This is a genomic window from Herpetosiphon sp. (assembly GCF_003512625.1).
Taxonomy (GTDB): Bacteria; Chloroflexota; Chloroflexia; order Chloroflexales; family Herpetosiphonaceae; genus Herpetosiphon; species Herpetosiphon aurantiacus.
This window is the reverse complement of record NZ_DOPT01000091.1, coordinates 28,941-43,604: the sequence shown is the minus strand read 5'-3', so window position 1 is coordinate 43,604 and position 14,664 is coordinate 28,941. Positions and strand designations below refer to the sequence as shown.

General features: G+C 49.3%; 13 protein-coding genes and 1 tRNA gene. 8 read left to right on the top strand and 6 right to left on the bottom strand.

Annotated elements, in window-relative coordinates; all coding sequences use genetic code 11:
- Positions 1 to 139 precede the first annotated feature (139 nt).
- The 4 genes from DEF47_RS19725 to DEF47_RS19710 all read left to right on the top strand — a co-directional run bounded on the left by DEF47_RS19725 (position 140) and on the right by DEF47_RS19710 (position 4,451).
- Positions 140 to 736 (top strand): histidine phosphatase family protein, encoded by a 597-nt coding sequence (locus DEF47_RS19725; RefSeq protein ID WP_012190466.1) that lies wholly within the window; start codon positions 140 to 142, stop codon positions 734 to 736.
- Between the two features lie 119 nt (positions 737 to 855).
- Positions 856 to 930: transfer RNA gene (locus tag DEF47_RS19720), tRNA-Lys, on the top strand.
- 191 nt (positions 931 to 1,121) lie between these two features.
- Positions 1,122 to 2,402: an N-acetylmuramoyl-L-alanine amidase gene (locus DEF47_RS19715; protein WP_012190465.1), complete on the top strand. Its 1,281-nt coding sequence runs from the start codon at positions 1,122 to 1,124 to the stop codon at positions 2,400 to 2,402.
- Between the two features lie 93 nt (positions 2,403 to 2,495).
- Positions 2,496 to 4,451 (top strand): hypothetical protein, encoded by a 1,956-nt coding sequence (locus DEF47_RS19710; protein ID WP_012190464.1) that lies wholly within the window; start codon positions 2,496 to 2,498, stop codon positions 4,449 to 4,451.
- Positions 4,452 to 4,613: 162 nt separating this feature from the next.
- Here DEF47_RS19710 and hflX read toward each other — a convergent pair whose 3' ends face one another.
- Entirely contained in the window at positions 4,614 to 5,948 is a 1,335-nt protein-coding gene (hflX, locus tag DEF47_RS19705) for a GTPase HflX (protein WP_012190463.1), read from the bottom strand.
- Between the two features lie 221 nt (positions 5,949 to 6,169).
- Between hflX and DEF47_RS19700 the strand changes: the two genes are divergently transcribed.
- Complete coding sequence (locus tag DEF47_RS19700) at positions 6,170 to 8,245, top strand: molybdopterin oxidoreductase family protein (RefSeq protein ID WP_012190462.1); 2,076 nt, start codon at positions 6,170 to 6,172, stop codon at positions 8,243 to 8,245.
- Positions 8,246 to 8,255: 10 nt separating this feature from the next.
- Here DEF47_RS19700 and nfi read toward each other — a convergent pair whose 3' ends face one another.
- Genes nfi through DEF47_RS19680 form a run of 4 tightly spaced genes read right to left on the bottom strand, consistent with a single transcriptional unit; the run spans position 8,256 to position 10,568 of the window.
- Positions 8,256 to 8,954 carry a deoxyribonuclease V gene (gene nfi / locus DEF47_RS19695; protein ID WP_012190461.1) on the bottom strand — a complete coding sequence of 233 codons (699 nt, stop codon included), beginning with the start codon at positions 8,952 to 8,954 and terminating at the stop codon, positions 8,256 to 8,258.
- A gap of 8 nt (positions 8,955 to 8,962) precedes the next feature.
- A complete protein-coding gene (locus tag DEF47_RS19690; protein ID WP_041304561.1) occupies positions 8,963 to 9,721 on the bottom strand; it encodes a sirohydrochlorin chelatase in 759 nt (252 codons plus the stop codon).
- Between the two features lie 12 nt (positions 9,722 to 9,733).
- Positions 9,734 to 10,237, bottom strand: a complete 504-nt coding sequence (locus tag DEF47_RS19685) for a tetratricopeptide repeat protein (protein ID WP_012190459.1) — start codon at positions 10,235 to 10,237, stop codon at positions 9,734 to 9,736.
- A 28-nt stretch (positions 10,238 to 10,265) separates the two neighbouring features.
- On the bottom strand, positions 10,266 to 10,568 hold the full coding sequence (locus tag DEF47_RS19680; RefSeq protein WP_012190458.1) for a DUF3467 domain-containing protein: 303 nt from the start codon (positions 10,566 to 10,568) through the stop codon (positions 10,266 to 10,268).
- Between the two features lie 275 nt (positions 10,569 to 10,843).
- On the opposite strand from DEF47_RS19680, the gene DEF47_RS19675 reads away from it, so the two are divergent.
- Genes DEF47_RS19675 through DEF47_RS19665 form a run of 3 tightly spaced genes read left to right on the top strand, consistent with a single transcriptional unit; the run spans position 10,844 to position 13,156 of the window.
- The gene (locus DEF47_RS19675) at positions 10,844 to 11,773 is read left to right on the top strand and encodes a DNA methyltransferase (RefSeq protein WP_012190457.1); all 930 of its coding nucleotides are present in this window, start codon (positions 10,844 to 10,846) and stop codon (positions 11,771 to 11,773) included.
- Positions 11,770 to 12,483 carry an SDR family oxidoreductase gene (locus DEF47_RS19670; RefSeq protein WP_012190456.1) on the top strand — a complete coding sequence of 238 codons (714 nt, stop codon included), beginning with the start codon at positions 11,770 to 11,772 and terminating at the stop codon, positions 12,481 to 12,483. Before DEF47_RS19675 ends, DEF47_RS19670 begins: the two co-directional genes overlap by 4 nt.
- A gap of 16 nt (positions 12,484 to 12,499) precedes the next feature.
- On the top strand, positions 12,500 to 13,156 hold the full coding sequence (locus DEF47_RS19665) for an alpha/beta hydrolase (RefSeq protein ID WP_012190455.1): 657 nt from the start codon (positions 12,500 to 12,502) through the stop codon (positions 13,154 to 13,156).
- Between the two features lie 212 nt (positions 13,157 to 13,368).
- On the opposite strand, the gene DEF47_RS19660 is transcribed toward DEF47_RS19665, so the two are convergent.
- A complete protein-coding gene (locus DEF47_RS19660; protein ID WP_012190454.1) occupies positions 13,369 to 14,598 on the bottom strand; it encodes a hypothetical protein in 1,230 nt (409 codons plus the stop codon).
- Positions 14,599 to 14,664: the final 66 nt, after the last annotated feature.

Here is a 14,664-nt window from a genome sequence, read left to right as displayed (position 1 = left end):
GAGCTAATGGCTGCTGTCAATAGCCAAAAGTACGATCCATTTGCTAGCTCTTTTTGGCTGAGGATCTCAGTTTGCTATCATTGGCAGTCGGCTAAAATTTGCTATGCTGAGGCTCCTGATCAATCAAAGGAGGGTTTGGATGGCTAAACGGACAATCTATTTGGTTCGCCATGGACAGTATTGCAATCAAGCTGGCGAATCGGCGATGCCCGATGGAGCGTTGACCGATTTAGGGCAGCAACAAGCTCAGGCGTTGGCAACGCGCTTGGCTGCGCTACCGATCAGCCAGATTTGGCATAGCCCGAGTATTCGTGCGACTGAAACTGCCCAATGGCTTCAGCAACAGCATCCGAATATTCCCTTGCAAATTGAGCCATTGTTGCTCGAATTAATTCCTTCGATTCCCAATGAAGAAGCCTTGCCTCAATCGACCCAAGCCTTTTTTGCCAAACTTGAGCCTGCGATTGTTGCTGCAGGGGCAGCGCAATTTGCTGACCTCTGGCAAAAGTATTTTGGCCCAGCTCGAGCCGACGAGCAGATTCTCTTGGTGAGTCATGGCAATTTGATTAGTGCGGTAGTTGCAGCGATTTTTGGAGCAGCCAATACCCATTGGATCAACGCCGATATTCAACATTGTGGTTTAACTGAGATGAGTATTACCGATCAAGGTTGGCGTTGTTTAATTCGCCATGGTGATGTTGGGCATTTACCATTGGCTGCCCAAACCTTTGTTTAATGAGGGGTTGGGTTAGTGCGCTAGGGGATCATGGTGATCGGCATTGGAGCCATTATGCTGAGCTCATGTTAATAATTTGACAAAAATTCAACGGCTGTGTATACTTGCAGACGCTGTTTGGGCCGGTAGCTCAATGGTCGAGCATCTGACTCTTAATCAGCTGGTTGTGGGTTCGAGTCCCACCCGGCTCACCAAACATCAAGGACGTAGCAAACTTGCTACGTCCTTTTTTTGTGGCGATTGGCGCTTCCTCATACCAGCGATATTCGTACCCCGCCCTTCACTGAACCAATTCCTTAGTTTCTATATTTTGTAGTACATTAACAACGGGAATATTAGGAGCGGTAGTAATGATGCAATGATTGGCATCATGTAAGGAGCTTGTATGCAGTTTGATACCTCGTATCTCAACAAAACCCCCAACAAAACCGCCCGTAACACCACGAGTTTCAAGCCGGAATTTGTGATTTTACACGAAACGGCGGGCTATGGCTCACTCGAATGGAATTTGCGGCCCGAAGTTCGCTCCAGTTATAATTATTTGATTGCCCGTGATGGTAAGACCTATCACTACGTCAATGAAAAATCCTATATTGCTTGGCATGCTGGAGTACGCAGTTGGGCACGCGGCTATAGCGGCGGCGAAATCAATGTATACGCGATTGGAGTTGAGGTTGAGGGACCAAATGATGGTACGCCGATCACTACTGCCCAAACCAAAGCCTTGGTTGAATTAATTCGCTATTTTCGTGATACCTATGCGATTCCCATTAATCGTGACTATTTCTTTGCCCATAGCACGGTTGCACCTGGCTATAAAGATGATCCACGGGGCTATAGTGTTGAATATACCTTGAAATTGCTTGATGAAAGTAGCCTTCCCAGCACTGGCCCACGCCCCAATACCCTTGGCGCACAACTGCGCAACGAAGTCTATAAACTGGCCAAGGGTGAATATCGGCCTGATTGGATGTTTCATCAATATGCCTTCAAAAACAAACTTGGCTCGCCGATTCGGGTTGGCATGGATTTTAGCGTGAAGGGCGTGCGCTATACTGGCGAGGTGTATGGCCGTGATGTAATTATTAGCCCATACAATCAATGGGATATTGTGCTTCGCGCCAATGATCTGACCGATCAAGATGTTTATAATGCCTTGATGCAATTTACCTATGGCGCGTTGGGCGTGGATTACCGACCGGATCAAGCCTTTTATCAATTTATCAGTCGGCCACCGCGCAAGCTCGTTGGAGTGCCGTTGGGTAACAGCAGCCGCTTGCAAGCTGGCGATGGCGCGGCCTATGCAGCCCAACTTTTCTCGCTGGATGCGCTGTATACGCCAATTGCCGCCACTGGCACAACCAATTGGTCGGTAGTCAAGCAACTTAGTGCAATTGTGGCCGCTCAAAATGCCTCTGCCGCCGATGCCGCGCTACGTGAAACGATCAACCGTGCCATGTATAGCCGCATCAATACAAGCTTCGATGCCAAATTGCCATTTATCAAAAAAGCTTTAGAAGCCAACCTTGGTGCGCCATTGTCAAGCCAACGCCGTTGGAGCTATCGCAATAACGAATATTTGTATGTCGTCTATGCTGGTGATACGCTGTTTGCGCTGGCCAATAAACCTGCTGAAGTGCGTTTATTGAGCGAACAGGCCGATTAGTTCTCAGTTAATTATGAGCCAACTATCAGCCCCGTATGATGTCGTGTCGCAACTCCTTCTTAGATGATAGAGCTATGCATCTAAGGAGGAGTTATGTTTAAGCGTCTTGTGGGATTATTTCTTTGCGGCACGATTGTGCTTGGGCTGAGTGCTTGTCAACCAAGCCAAAGCCAATCGACAGCTACGGCCCAAATCACAGCATCGATTGAAACTCAAGCCCAAGCAAACCCAACCCAACGAACCCAGCATTCAGCAACGCCATCGCTGGTAGCAACCAACGAGCCAGTAACGCCAACTGAGGCGGCCCAAGTTTTGGCAACACCAACGGTTGAGCCAACCATAGCACCAAGCCCAACCCCTTTTACAGCTAGCATTGAACCATTGCCCGATCCAATTTTGATCAACGAGCCACTGCCAAGCCTTATGCCAACGACGCTTGATCCACCGCTAACCTTTGATTTGAATGATCAAACAACCTATGCCAATCCGGTACTATTACCAGAACGTCGTGTCGAAACGATCAATTTGGCAAGCTTGCCTAACCTCAGTCTCTTACAAAAAATTGGTTTGGGTGACGTAATTGATCTTGCGATTGCGCCGAATAATCAATTTATTGCGATTGCAACGGCGATCAATATTGTGGTGTATGATCTACCAAGTTTAGAGCAACGCTATGTTGCTCAAGTTCCGGCAACGATCTACAACCTTAGCATTAGTGCTGATAGTGCCACGATTAACCTATTGCTCAACCCCGATTTAATTAATCCTGCTCCAGCTAAGGCAACGCTTCGCCGTTACGTAAGCCAAACAGGCGCGTTTCTTGATGAGACTGAGCAGATGGTTGATGTGAACCAATGGGATGCAAGTGAACCACGCATTGGAACCCAATCAATTCCAAATCATGCTGGTGGTTATGGTGCTTATAGCCCAAATCAAGCATTTTTCGCCCAGCTTGAGCCGCCACCAGGTTTAGCGGTTGGCTTAGGAGTAGCCATCGAGCGGGTCATCGATCAAACAACGATTTATACTGATGAGCAGTCGCTGTATCTACGATTTAGCCCTGATAGTACCTATGCTGCGGTGTTTTTTCAGCACTCGATTCAATTGATCGATTTGAATTCAGCAGTTGTCACGTCGTTGGTTATTCCAGCTTACACGTATGGCAATTTCAGCCCCGACAATACCCTCTATGCAACGGGTGATGGTTTTCAATTGCTCGATGTGAATCAAGCACGCCTTTTCAAAACTTTTCCAAATCAGCCGATTGATACGATGTATCGCACCTATACCCGCCCAACATTTAGTAGCGATGGTCAACGCATCAGCAATGGCGAAAATATTTGGGCGGTTAATCAAGATCCACCATTAATTCGCCAGCAACGATTGCCATTCTTTGGTGATGTAGCTTCGGGCATGGCGATTGTTCATGGTGCAAACGATTGGATAGTAACCAGCGAAAAGCAATTTACTGGAATGAATGAGCCACTTGCGCTAAAACTTTTCCAAGCCGATCAGCTGCATAGTAGCTTTACCGTTACTAAAACCTTAAATGATGCCTATTTTAGCGCTGATGGGAAGCAAATTGGCTTTATTTTCAATAATAACGAATTACAGATCTACGATCTAGCGCTTAAATCATTTATTCAAGCTAGGATATTTCCGTATCCAGTCAGAGAATTATCATTTAGCAGCGATAATAATTCCATTATTGCAAGCTTCGAGGAAAATCCTCAGTCAATTATTGCAGCATTGCTTAATCGCAACGATTTAAGTATTGTCAGAACTTTTGGCGCAGTTGAAGGTCAATTTGCGATTGATTATGATAATATAAGGTATCAATCATATCGAAAAAGTGTTCCTATCCAAATCGTTAACAATGCTGATTTTATGATCATTCCGGTTAATTTGCCTGATCATACAGCGATTGTCTATCGACTCAGCGATGGAATGCCAATGTATCGGATCAAACAAGGCATGCTTTCGCCTGATAATCGGCTTTATCTAGCGATTGAAGGCGGGCAAATACAGTTGTGGGGAATGCGACAATAACTCACGAAAGCAGCAAAGCTAGCAATGGTTGAATCGCTCAAGGCTGAACCATTAAACTAAAAAAAACCTCGCCCGCTGCTGTGGGCGAGGGAACACATCAATTATCAATAAAAAACACTGGGTTAAATTGATAATTAATCTAACCCAGTGTTTGGATATGGCTTATTTTACGCGATATGGCTCGAAGCGATGGGCAAATTGGCGGGGCACTGCACCACGCAAGGTTGTGCCTTCAGCGCCAAATTCTTCGCTTTCGATCATCCCACGTTCATGCCAAAGCGCTACCAGCTCGTTGGCTCGATAGGGAATCATGACCTCAAATTTAACCATACGCTCCATCAACATCTGTTCAATCGCGGTTTGTAAGCGATCAATTCCAATGTTTTGTTGAGCCGAAATCGCCACCCAACGATCGATCGGCAAGCCCAACTCTGTGATCATACGCACAATTTCGGCATCGCTGGGGCTATCGATCTTGTCGATTTTGTTGAACACGGTCAGAATTGGCTTATCCTGCACTTTGAGTTCGCTGAGCGTATCAATCACGGTTTTGAATTGCTCTTCAACATTGGCATGGGTCAGATCCAAAACGTGCAATAACACATCGGCTTCGGCAATTTCTTCCAAGGTAGCGCGGAATGCAGCGACCAAGGCAGTTGGCAAGCGTTGAATAAATCCGACCGTATCAGTCATCAAAACTGCGCGACCACCAGGTAAGGCCACTTTGCGGGTGGTTGGGTCGAGCGTGGCAAACAGCATATCGGCTGCCAGCACATCGGCTTGAGCCAAACGATTGAGCAAGGTCGATTTGCCAGCGTTGGTGTAGCCAACCACCGAAATAATTGGCAAGCCCGATTCTTGGCGGTTTTGGCGATACAATTCGCGATGACGATGCACATCAGCCAATTGTTCTTTCAACAAGGCGATGCGTTTGCCAATTATTCGTTGGTCACTTTCGAGCTGGGTTTCACCAGGCCCGCGCAACCCAACCCCGACCCCCGAACCACCGCCACCACCGCCAGATTGGCGCTCAAGGTGGGTCCAAGCGCGGCGCAAACGCGGCAGCAAATAATCGTATTGCGCCAACTCCACCTGCAAACTCCCTTCACGGGTGCGAGCGTGTTGGGCAAAAATATCCAAAATCAAGGTTGTGCGATCGATCACTTTAACTTTGATTGCTTCTTCGAGGTTGCGGGCTTGCGAAGGCGAAAGCTCCTCATCGAAAATCACCACATCGTAGGGCGTTTCCGAACGCAAATCAGCAACTTCGCGCACTTTACCTGGCCCGATATAGGTTTTGGGATTGGGATGATCAAGCTTTTGCGAAACCGTGCCAACCACCTCGAGTCCAGCAGTATCGGCCAGTAACGCCAATTCATCAAGTGAATCGTCGATGTGCCAAGCTTCGCGATTATTATAGATATCGCCCCCGACTAATAGGGCACGTTCCTTGGGTTTGGCGGTGACATGCATCCGTTCACGGACAGAATTACTCATAGATCTCCTTAAATTTCGTGACCACAGCGTAGCTTACTACAAAACAACAACTTTGCGCTTTTACCATATCTTTATCATGTGGGTTCCGCCTTTCACCAAGGAATCGCTGTGGTTGCTCTTTGCTGATACTCTAGCATAGGTTGAGCCATGGCTCATCCCTCGCACGACTGATTTTGCTATGCGATAATGCTGCTAATTGTGTGACGCAAGGAGGCGTAGCGATGACTGAACAAATTCATTATCGAACCTGCCCGCTCTGTGAGGCAATGTGTGGCTTGGCAATTACGGTCGCCGACAATGCAGTCAAGCAGATTCGGGGTGATCAGGATGATCCACTCAGCCGTGGGCATATTTGCCCCAAAGGTAGTGCCCTCGGCGATATTCACCACGACCCTGATCGCTTGCGCCAGCCACTTCAACGCCGTGCTGATGGCTGGCATCAAATTGGTTGGGATGAGGCTTTTGATTATGCTGCTACCCAATTAAAACAACTTCAGGCTCGCTACGGCCCCGATGCAATCGCGATTTATCAGGGCAATCCTTCGGTACATAATCTTGGCACAGCTTTAGGTGCTGGCGCGTTTGTCCGCAGTTTGCGCACCAAAAATCGCTTCTCGGCTAGCTCGGTCGATCAATTGCCGCATCAGTTGGTGGTGTATCACATGTATGGGCATCAATTAATGTTGCCTGTGCCTGATTTAGATCGAACTCAGTTTTTGTTGATTTTTGGGGCGAATCCAGCGGTTTCAAATGGGAGCATTATGAGCGCCCCCGATATTAAACGCCGTTTGAAGGCGATTCAGCAGCGCGGCGGCCAAATTGTGGTGTTTGACCCCCGCCAAAGCGAAACAGCACAATTAGCCGATCAACATTATTTTATTCAGCCTGGTAGCGATGGCTTGGTATTGGCAGCGCTGATTCATACGATGCTCAAAGAAGGTTGGGCTAATCCTGATCGGCTAGCTGGCTTTACCAATGGGCTTGATCAGCTTGAAGCGCTGTTCGCACGATTCAGCCCAGCAGCAGTCGCTGAGGCAACGGGTGTAGCAGCTGATACAATATTGCAACTAGCCCATGATTTTGCCCATGCCAGTAGCGCTGTTTGCTATGGCCGAATTGGGGTTTCAATCCAGCAGTTTGGTACACTCAGCCAGTGGTTAATTCAGGTACTGAATATCATTACTGGCAACTTGGATCGCGAGGGTGGCTCGATGTTTGCCACGCCAGCCTTCGATACGTTGCCACTGGGCAGTAAAGGTAATGTTGGGCGGTGGCATACTCGTGTGCGCCAGTTGCCCGAATTCGCTGGCGAGCTGCCTTCAGTCGCTTTGGCCGAAGAGATTTTGACCCCGGGCGAAGGCCAAATTCGAGGATTAATCACCTCGGCGGGCAATCCGGTGCTTTCAACGCCCAATGGTCAACAACTTGACCAAGCTTTGGCTGGGCTTGAATTTATGCTCTCAATCGACTTCTATTTGAATGAAACCACTCGCCATGCCCACTTGATTTTGCCACCAAGCTCACCCTTGGAGCATGATCATTATGATGTGCTGTTTCACAATTTGGCGATTCGTAACACCGCTAAATACAGCCCCGCGCTATTCGAGATCGATCAAGCTGCTCGCCACGATTGGCAAATTTTCGGCGAATTAACCCAGCGCATGAGCGAAAAAGAGGGGCGCATTTTTCCACCAAAAGCGATGCTTGAGCGTGGATTGCGTTCAGGGCCATATGCGATTCAACTCAGCGAATTAGCTCAACAACCGCATGGGATTGACCTTGGGCCATTGCAACCACGCCTGCCTGAACGACTTTTCACTGAGGATAAACAAATTCAGCTTGTGCCACCAGCAATTGCCCACGATTTGGATCGACTAGCCGAATTGTTGCAACAAGCACCAAGCAAGCAACTACGCTTGATTAGCCGTCGGCAACTGCGCAGCAACAATTCTTGGATGCACAATAGCCAACGTTTAGTCAAGGGCGATGATCGTTGTACCCTGCAAATGCACCCAGCCGATGCAGCGCAACGCCAACTGAGCCATGGCCAGCAGGTCAGCATCAGTTCACGAGTTGGCACAATCGAGGTGGCGCTTGAAGTCAGTGAGTTAATGATGCCTGGGGTGGTCAGCTTGCCGCATGGCTGGGGTCATCGCTATTCTGATACCAAAATTCAAATCGCCCAAGCCCATGCTGGCAGCAGCATCAACGATTTAACCGATGATCAAGCGATCGATCCATTAAGTGGCAATGCTGCCTTAAATGGAATAGCAGTCGAGGTGCAAGCAGTTGTGTGATTGCTTCTACTCAGAGTTGAATGCCACCATTATTGGCTTTATCTTTGGAAAGTTGGTCGGCGTGGCGGGTAGTTTCAGGCAATCGATATTTGGTTGTGCAACCCAACACTAAATCGACAGCAGTGCTAATGCTTACGCGATGGCCAGGCGAAATGTAGAGCGGATTTGTGCCAACCCGCGTTCGCACAACCGCCCCAATCTGTTCGCCAGCATCATAGACGGGAACCCACGCACCTTGCTGATTGGGCACTGGTTCGTGGGTTCCGCATAAATAACTTTTGCCCACGCCAATTGTTGGTAAATCGGTCAAAACACCCAAATGAGCGGCAATGCCAAAACGACGGGGATGCATAATGCCCATCCCATCACACAACAACACATCGGGCAGCTGTTGCAATTGCTCCAAGGCTGCCAACACTGCCGGAATTTCGCGAAATGACAGCAAGCCAGGAATATAGGGGAAGTTGGTTGGACGACGAACTAAGGTTTTTTCGACTGGTTGAAGTGCTGGAAAATTCAAGATCACGATTGCGGCACGGGTGGTTGCGCCATCGTCTTCAAAGGCAGCATCAACCCCAGCCACCGTTTGAAGTGGCTGGGCAAAATCATCGACTAAACGCACCTGATCGCGTAGTTGGAGTTGCAGATCGATCGCTTGCTCGGGCGTTAAATCCCAGCGATGCACTTGGCTATTTGGAAAACGACTCATCTATTGCCTCATCCATTAGTGATAACAGGTCGGTGTTCGGCAACCCGATCGGTTAGTACATCGATCAATAATTCGTCATAATCGAGATGTTTTGCCAACACAATTGTGGTATGAGCATGACGATCACGGCCTGCTTGAATAATTTCGGGCAAATCTTCACGCACATGACTGCCAAATTGAATAAAATAGGGCACGGCCACAAGCTGCTTCAAACCTTGGGCAACCAGCCTATCAAGGGCTTCCGCGATGCTTGGCTCGTTCAAATCCATAAAACAGACCTGGACTGCGGCCCAAGGTGTTGCTTGGCGTACCCGTTCAGCAACGGCTTCAATCGGTGCATTTGAGGCTGGGCGTGGACTGCCATGCACCATTACCAACAAGCCAGCTTGCGCATAATCTAAATCAGGCCAAGCCTGATTAGCGCGTTTTTGCACGAGTTGGGCCAAGGCGGGGTGTTCGCCAAACGCTGGGGCCATCGAAAAAGCTACATTAGGATAATTGGCGGCCATTTGCGCAACCTGTTGGCGTAAACTCACTTGGACAAAATAGCCATCGATCAAAAAATAGGGCAAGACCCTAATTGCAGTTGCGCCTTGCGCGACTAAACGGGCGGTTGCTTGGGTCAGATCAGGCTGGCTATAATTGAGAAAACCCGCCCCAGCCAATTGGGCAACGCCGCGCTCGCGCAGCCGTGCAGCCAAACGCAGCATGGTTGCCCCCGAACCAGCGAATAAACTCCCATGACCAATGATCAATAGTGCTTGCATTGGTTGATTCCACTACTTCTTTTGCAAATAATCGACCATATTACGGGCGGTTGCTTGCCAAATTGGGCTAGGCTCACGCTCCAAACAGGCTTGATAATCGGCCAGCGCCGCAGGATGTTGCTCTAACTCCATATAGGCTTCGGCGCGATAGCAATAGGCCATATAGCGCTCAGGGTGCGCCGTAATCACCATGCCAAAATCATCAACAGCGGCCTGAATCGCGTTGGCTCGAAGCGCTAAACTCCAGCGCAGATCGAATGGCTCCTCGTAATTCATACTCCAATCCATCGCCGTGTTATAGGCTTCACGGGCGGTATCCCACTTGCCCTTGAGCATGGCCTGATCAGCCTGATCAATATAAATCAACGGGACGGCGGTGCGCCCAAAATAGATGATCGGATAACACAAGGCCACAATCACAAAGCCCAGCACAATCGTCCAACCCAACGGTAAACGATGATACCAACGCCGACGAGTGACTGGCAAGGGCGAAAGCAGCCGCGATGGGGGTGACATGAACATGCTCCTCAAACGTATTGTTAAATTATTCGTTTAAATTTACTTGACTAATAAAGTGTTCTAAGTTACCAAGCTTCATATCATTTAGCAAGGCACTTGGTAATTCAATTACGCCAATGGCATGCTCATAGGCTGCCACATGTTTGAGCAACATCAACGCCAACACTTTGGTATGTTGCGGGCTCATCATGATTCGTGCGACTGGTTGAACACTGGCAGTATTATTGCGAACATCTTCGACACAAGCAAAATCGATTGTAAAATCGTAAGGGCTGCCGCTAATTTGTACCTGATTAGCATACGCTGCCCGTGGTGATTGATCACTCATCTATAGTACTCCTTAAAAATGATTTTTCTCAATTTATGGCGGTTTGGATTTTAAGCTCCCTCACCCCCAACCCCTCGCCCACGGCGGCGGGCGAGGGGCATTCCATCTATCATGCTAGGCTGCTTCCCCCCTCGCCTCACGTGCGGGAGAGGGGTTGGGGGTGAGGGGGTGAGGGCAGGCTAATCGACTGCACAGTTTATCCCATCAAGCATATCAAGATATTGGTTCAATGCTACAATAGCGCAACCAGTGTGTCCGCGAAAGAAGGAGCCGTTATGAGCGATTCAGAAGCGCAACAGCCCCACCGTCGCAACCAGTTAAACGATTTATCGGGGCGCGAGTGGCTTTATGCAACGCGTTCGATTGCGCTAACTGGCACGCCACCAACGCCACTCAACGATTTAACTGCTGAAGAATGGGCGGCTTGGTCAGCCCCAATTTTAGCCAGCGCTTACCCAACCCGTGGCCCTGCTTCGGCTGCCCATCATATTCGCAAAGCCCATCCATCGCCTAAACCACCAGCCTTGCTTAGCGAAATTATTCGTTTTTTTACCAAGCCCAACGGTTGGGTGCTCGACCCATTTGCTGGGGTTGGCGGCACGCTGCTGGCTTGTGCCCAAACCCAACGCCAAGCAATCGGCATCGAATTATCGCCGCACTATATCGATTTGTATGGACAGGCGGCTGATGCACTGAATTTGGCTCGTTTGCCAGTTTTGCAAGGCGATGCCCGTGAAGTACTCAACAGCCCAAGCATCCAGCAACAACGCTTTGATTTGGTGTTGACCGACCCACCCTATAGTTCAATGCTCAGTCGAGCACGCACTGGTCAGCGTCGCAAACAGGGTAACGGCGCAGCCACGCCCTTCACCGATGATCCCGCCGATCTTGGCAATGTCGATTATCCAACCTTTCTGCGTGAATTGACTTCAATTGTGGCGCAAACCTTGCAATCGTTGCGGGTTGGCGGCCATTTGGTGTTGTTTGTCAAAGATCTGCAACCAACCCCAGAGCATCATAACATGCTCCATGCCGATATCGTGTCAGCGTTGTATCAATTATCGCAGCTGCGCTATCGCGGCTATCGCATCTGGTACGATCAAAGTGCAATGCTCTATCCATTTGGTTATCCCTATAGTTTTGTTGCCAATCAGGTGCATCAATTTTTGTTAATTTTTCAGAAGCAAGCAGAGGGTGAATTATGAATCATGGCTGGGCCATCGTCACGGGCGGCGCTCGGCGCTTGGGCAAATCAATTGCGCTGGAATTAGCCCGCGCTGGCTACAATTTAATTATTCACTACAATGCGGCTCAGGCTGAGGCCGAACAAACCTGTAGCGAGATTCAGGCACTTGGGCGTGAGGCATGGGCTTATAGCGCCGATCTGCGCGATGTGGCTGCAATTGAGACAATGTTTCAAATAATTGGCGAACGTTGTGGCAAATTGGCAGTTTTGGTCAATAGTGCTGCCGATTTTCCGCGCACACCGATTGGTAGCGTGAGCCAGCAAACCTGGGACGATTTGGTTGCGCTCAATCAACGTGCCCCGTTTTTTTGTGCTCAGGCTGCCGCCAAACTCATGCCTGACCATGGGGTGATTGTGAATATTGTTGATGTTGGTGGCGAAGTGCCATGGCCTAGTTTTGTGCCTTATGGCATGACCAAAGCTGCATTAATCATGATGACCCGTGGTTTAGCATTAGCTTTGGCTCCTACTATTCGGGTTGGGGCAGTTGGGCCAGGCGTAGCACTTTTGCCTGATGGTTGGCAAGAAGACCACAATTCATTAAACAAAATTCCCTTGAAACGGCTGGGCGTGCCCGAAGATATCGCCAAAGCTGTGCGTTTTATCGTCGAATCGCCCTATTTTACCGGCGAAACCATCTTTGTTGATGGCGGTCGTCGCTGGGCCTAAGGAGCATCCTACATCCATGAGTCAAATTTCATTAACCCACGAAGTCGTTAAACCACGCCAAACCAGTGCCGAGGCTAAAGCGCCCTTGTTGGTCATGTTGCATGGCGTGGGAGCCAACGAGCATGATCTGTTGCCTTTGGCTCAATATCTCGACCCACGTTTGTGTGTCGTTTCGGCTCGCGCACCCCATCGCTATCAATTTGGCGGCTTTTCGTGGTTCGATATTCATTGGCATGCCAAGGGTTTTAATATTGATACCAATCAAGCCCAACAAAGCTGGGAGACGGTGCAGCGCTTTTTGGGTGAAGCATGCAGCGCCTACGATTGCGATCCTAAACAAATTTATTTGGGCGGTTTTTCGCAAGGCGCAATTATGAGTTTAGGTGCAACCCTGACCAAGCCCGAATTGATTGCTGGCACAATTTTGATGAGTGGCCGTTGGATGCCCGAAGTTGGCCCGCAAACCGACCGCGAACACATCGCCAACAAGCCAATTGTGGCGGTTCATGGCGTATACGATGAGGTTATTCCAATTCAATATGGGCGGGCGATTCGCGATTTTCTGCAAACCCTGCCTGTGCAACTGGAATACCATGAATTTGCCATGGGCCACGAAATTAATTTGGATAGTTTGCAAGTGGTGGTCAAGTGGCTCAAGCAGCAGCTTGGCTGATGCCCTCACCCCCTATCCTCCTCCTTACAAGAGTAGGTTTTAAGCTCCCTCACCCCCAACCCCTCTCCCGCCGAGCGGGAGAGGGGGAAACTTGATCAAATCAAGCGAGGTGGCATGCCCTGCTTCTCCCACCGAGCGATCAAGGGGAAGCACCAAACCAAACGCCCCTCGCCCGCCGCCGTGGGAGAGGGGTTGGGGTGAGGTCATTACTCTTAGCCTTTATAACATTGGTTGGCTTGCTCGATCACCCATTGCTCAAGCAGTGATGGGTAGATTTGCTCGCTCAATAATGTGCCAAAGCGCTCAATTTTATCGCCGCGCTCAAACCAACGACTAATCAATTGTTCGCCATAGAAATAGCTGAAAATATAGGCTCGCCACAATGGTGAGCTAATAAAGCGCAAGCGTTGCTGTGCTCGTTCTTCGCTGGTTAAGCCATAGCGCACCAAGTAATCAACAATCTCATCAGCAGGCCGACCTTCAGCATGTAATAGCAACGCGGCATTGCCAGCCACCCCCGCCAAGGCCTTGAGTGCCGTGTTAATTCGTAGTTCTTGGGCTGGGTCGCCAGTGATGCCAACCTTGGGATAGAGGGTTTGAGCTTGCCACTCGACCAACTCTTTAGGGCTGAACAATATGCCCACCGCGCTATTGGCGATACCTTCAGCCATCACACATTCAGGCGTATTCAGCAAAAAGATCGAATGCTCTGCCCAGCCCCGACCAGCATATAAATCACGTTCTTTGATGCAATGCTCGGTGTGATGGCCTGGATAGGCTTCGTGGGCAACTAAGTTTGTCAGACTATTGAGGGCAATTGGCAAATCGGTGTTGATATCGACCGCTGAATGATAATTGCCGTAATACCAGTTATAGCCGCTCCAAGGCTGATTGTTGACCAAGCGAAAATCGACTTTTTCGCTAGCAGGCAAGGGATATAACGCCAACGTGCGGCTGCGTAATTCAGTTTCGATCAACTGCAACAAGGGTTGGGCCTGTTCGCCGTTGATTTCAAATTGTCGTCGCCAGATTTGAGTGCGTTCGAGTACGTCACCTTGGCCTGGCAATAAACTATCAAGTTCGTCGATTGCCTCATCGAACACGGCTTCGTCGATCATTGCTGGCTCGATATCGAAGCAACGCCGCACTTCCTCGCGATAATCAAAACGTTCGCCAGCCAACTGGCGACAGGTGGTGGCCATACCAGTCACCTGTTTGCGCAAATAGGTGCGACGGCGAATTGGCAAATCACTGGCTTCAATCTGCTCTAGCAGTTGTTCAGCGGCCTGCACCAACTGGTTGGTTGGCCAAGCAGCGCTATCCAACACTTGGTCGCGTAGATAATTTGGGCCACAATAGGCATCAACGTAGCCATCGATATGTTGGCTAATTCGAAATGCTAGCTCAATATAGGCTAGGCCGATCGGTTCAAAAATAGGCATAATCAAGCATCCTCGCAACACAAATCTAGCTTTATTGTACCCCAAAGGCTAAGCGTTAATGGTTGA

Excerpts from the sequence above, each read along its gene's own strand:
- DEF47_RS19690 (WP_041304561.1), bottom strand. The coding sequence starts at position 9,721 with ATGCAAGCACTATTGATCATTGGTCATGGGAGTTTATTCGCTGGTTCG.
- DEF47_RS19685 (WP_012190459.1), bottom strand. The coding sequence starts at position 10,237 with ATGTCACCCCCATCGCGGCTGCTTTCGCCCTTGCCAGTCACTCGTCGG.
- DEF47_RS19660 (WP_012190454.1), bottom strand. The coding sequence starts at position 14,598 with ATGCCTATTTTTGAACCGATCGGCCTAGCCTATATTGAGCTAGCATTT.
- DEF47_RS19675 (WP_012190457.1), top strand. The coding sequence starts at position 10,844 with ATGAGCGATTCAGAAGCGCAACAGCCCCACCGTCGCAACCAGTTAAAC.
- DEF47_RS19725 (WP_012190466.1), top strand. The coding sequence starts at position 140 with ATGGCTAAACGGACAATCTATTTGGTTCGCCATGGACAGTATTGCAAT.
- DEF47_RS19680 (WP_012190458.1), bottom strand. The coding sequence starts at position 10,568 with ATGAGTGATCAATCACCACGGGCAGCGTATGCTAATCAGGTACAAATT.
- DEF47_RS19715 (WP_012190465.1), top strand. The coding sequence starts at position 1,122 with ATGCAGTTTGATACCTCGTATCTCAACAAAACCCCCAACAAAACCGCC.
- nfi (WP_012190461.1), bottom strand. The coding sequence starts at position 8,954 with ATGAGTCGTTTTCCAAATAGCCAAGTGCATCGCTGGGATTTAACGCCC.
- DEF47_RS19700 (WP_012190462.1), top strand. The coding sequence starts at position 6,170 with ATGACTGAACAAATTCATTATCGAACCTGCCCGCTCTGTGAGGCAATG.
- DEF47_RS19665 (WP_012190455.1), top strand. The coding sequence starts at position 12,500 with ATGAGTCAAATTTCATTAACCCACGAAGTCGTTAAACCACGCCAAACC.
- DEF47_RS19670 (WP_012190456.1), top strand. The coding sequence starts at position 11,770 with ATGAATCATGGCTGGGCCATCGTCACGGGCGGCGCTCGGCGCTTGGGC.
- DEF47_RS19710 (WP_012190464.1), top strand. The coding sequence starts at position 2,496 with ATGTTTAAGCGTCTTGTGGGATTATTTCTTTGCGGCACGATTGTGCTT.
- hflX (WP_012190463.1), bottom strand. The coding sequence starts at position 5,948 with ATGAGTAATTCTGTCCGTGAACGGATGCATGTCACCGCCAAACCCAAG.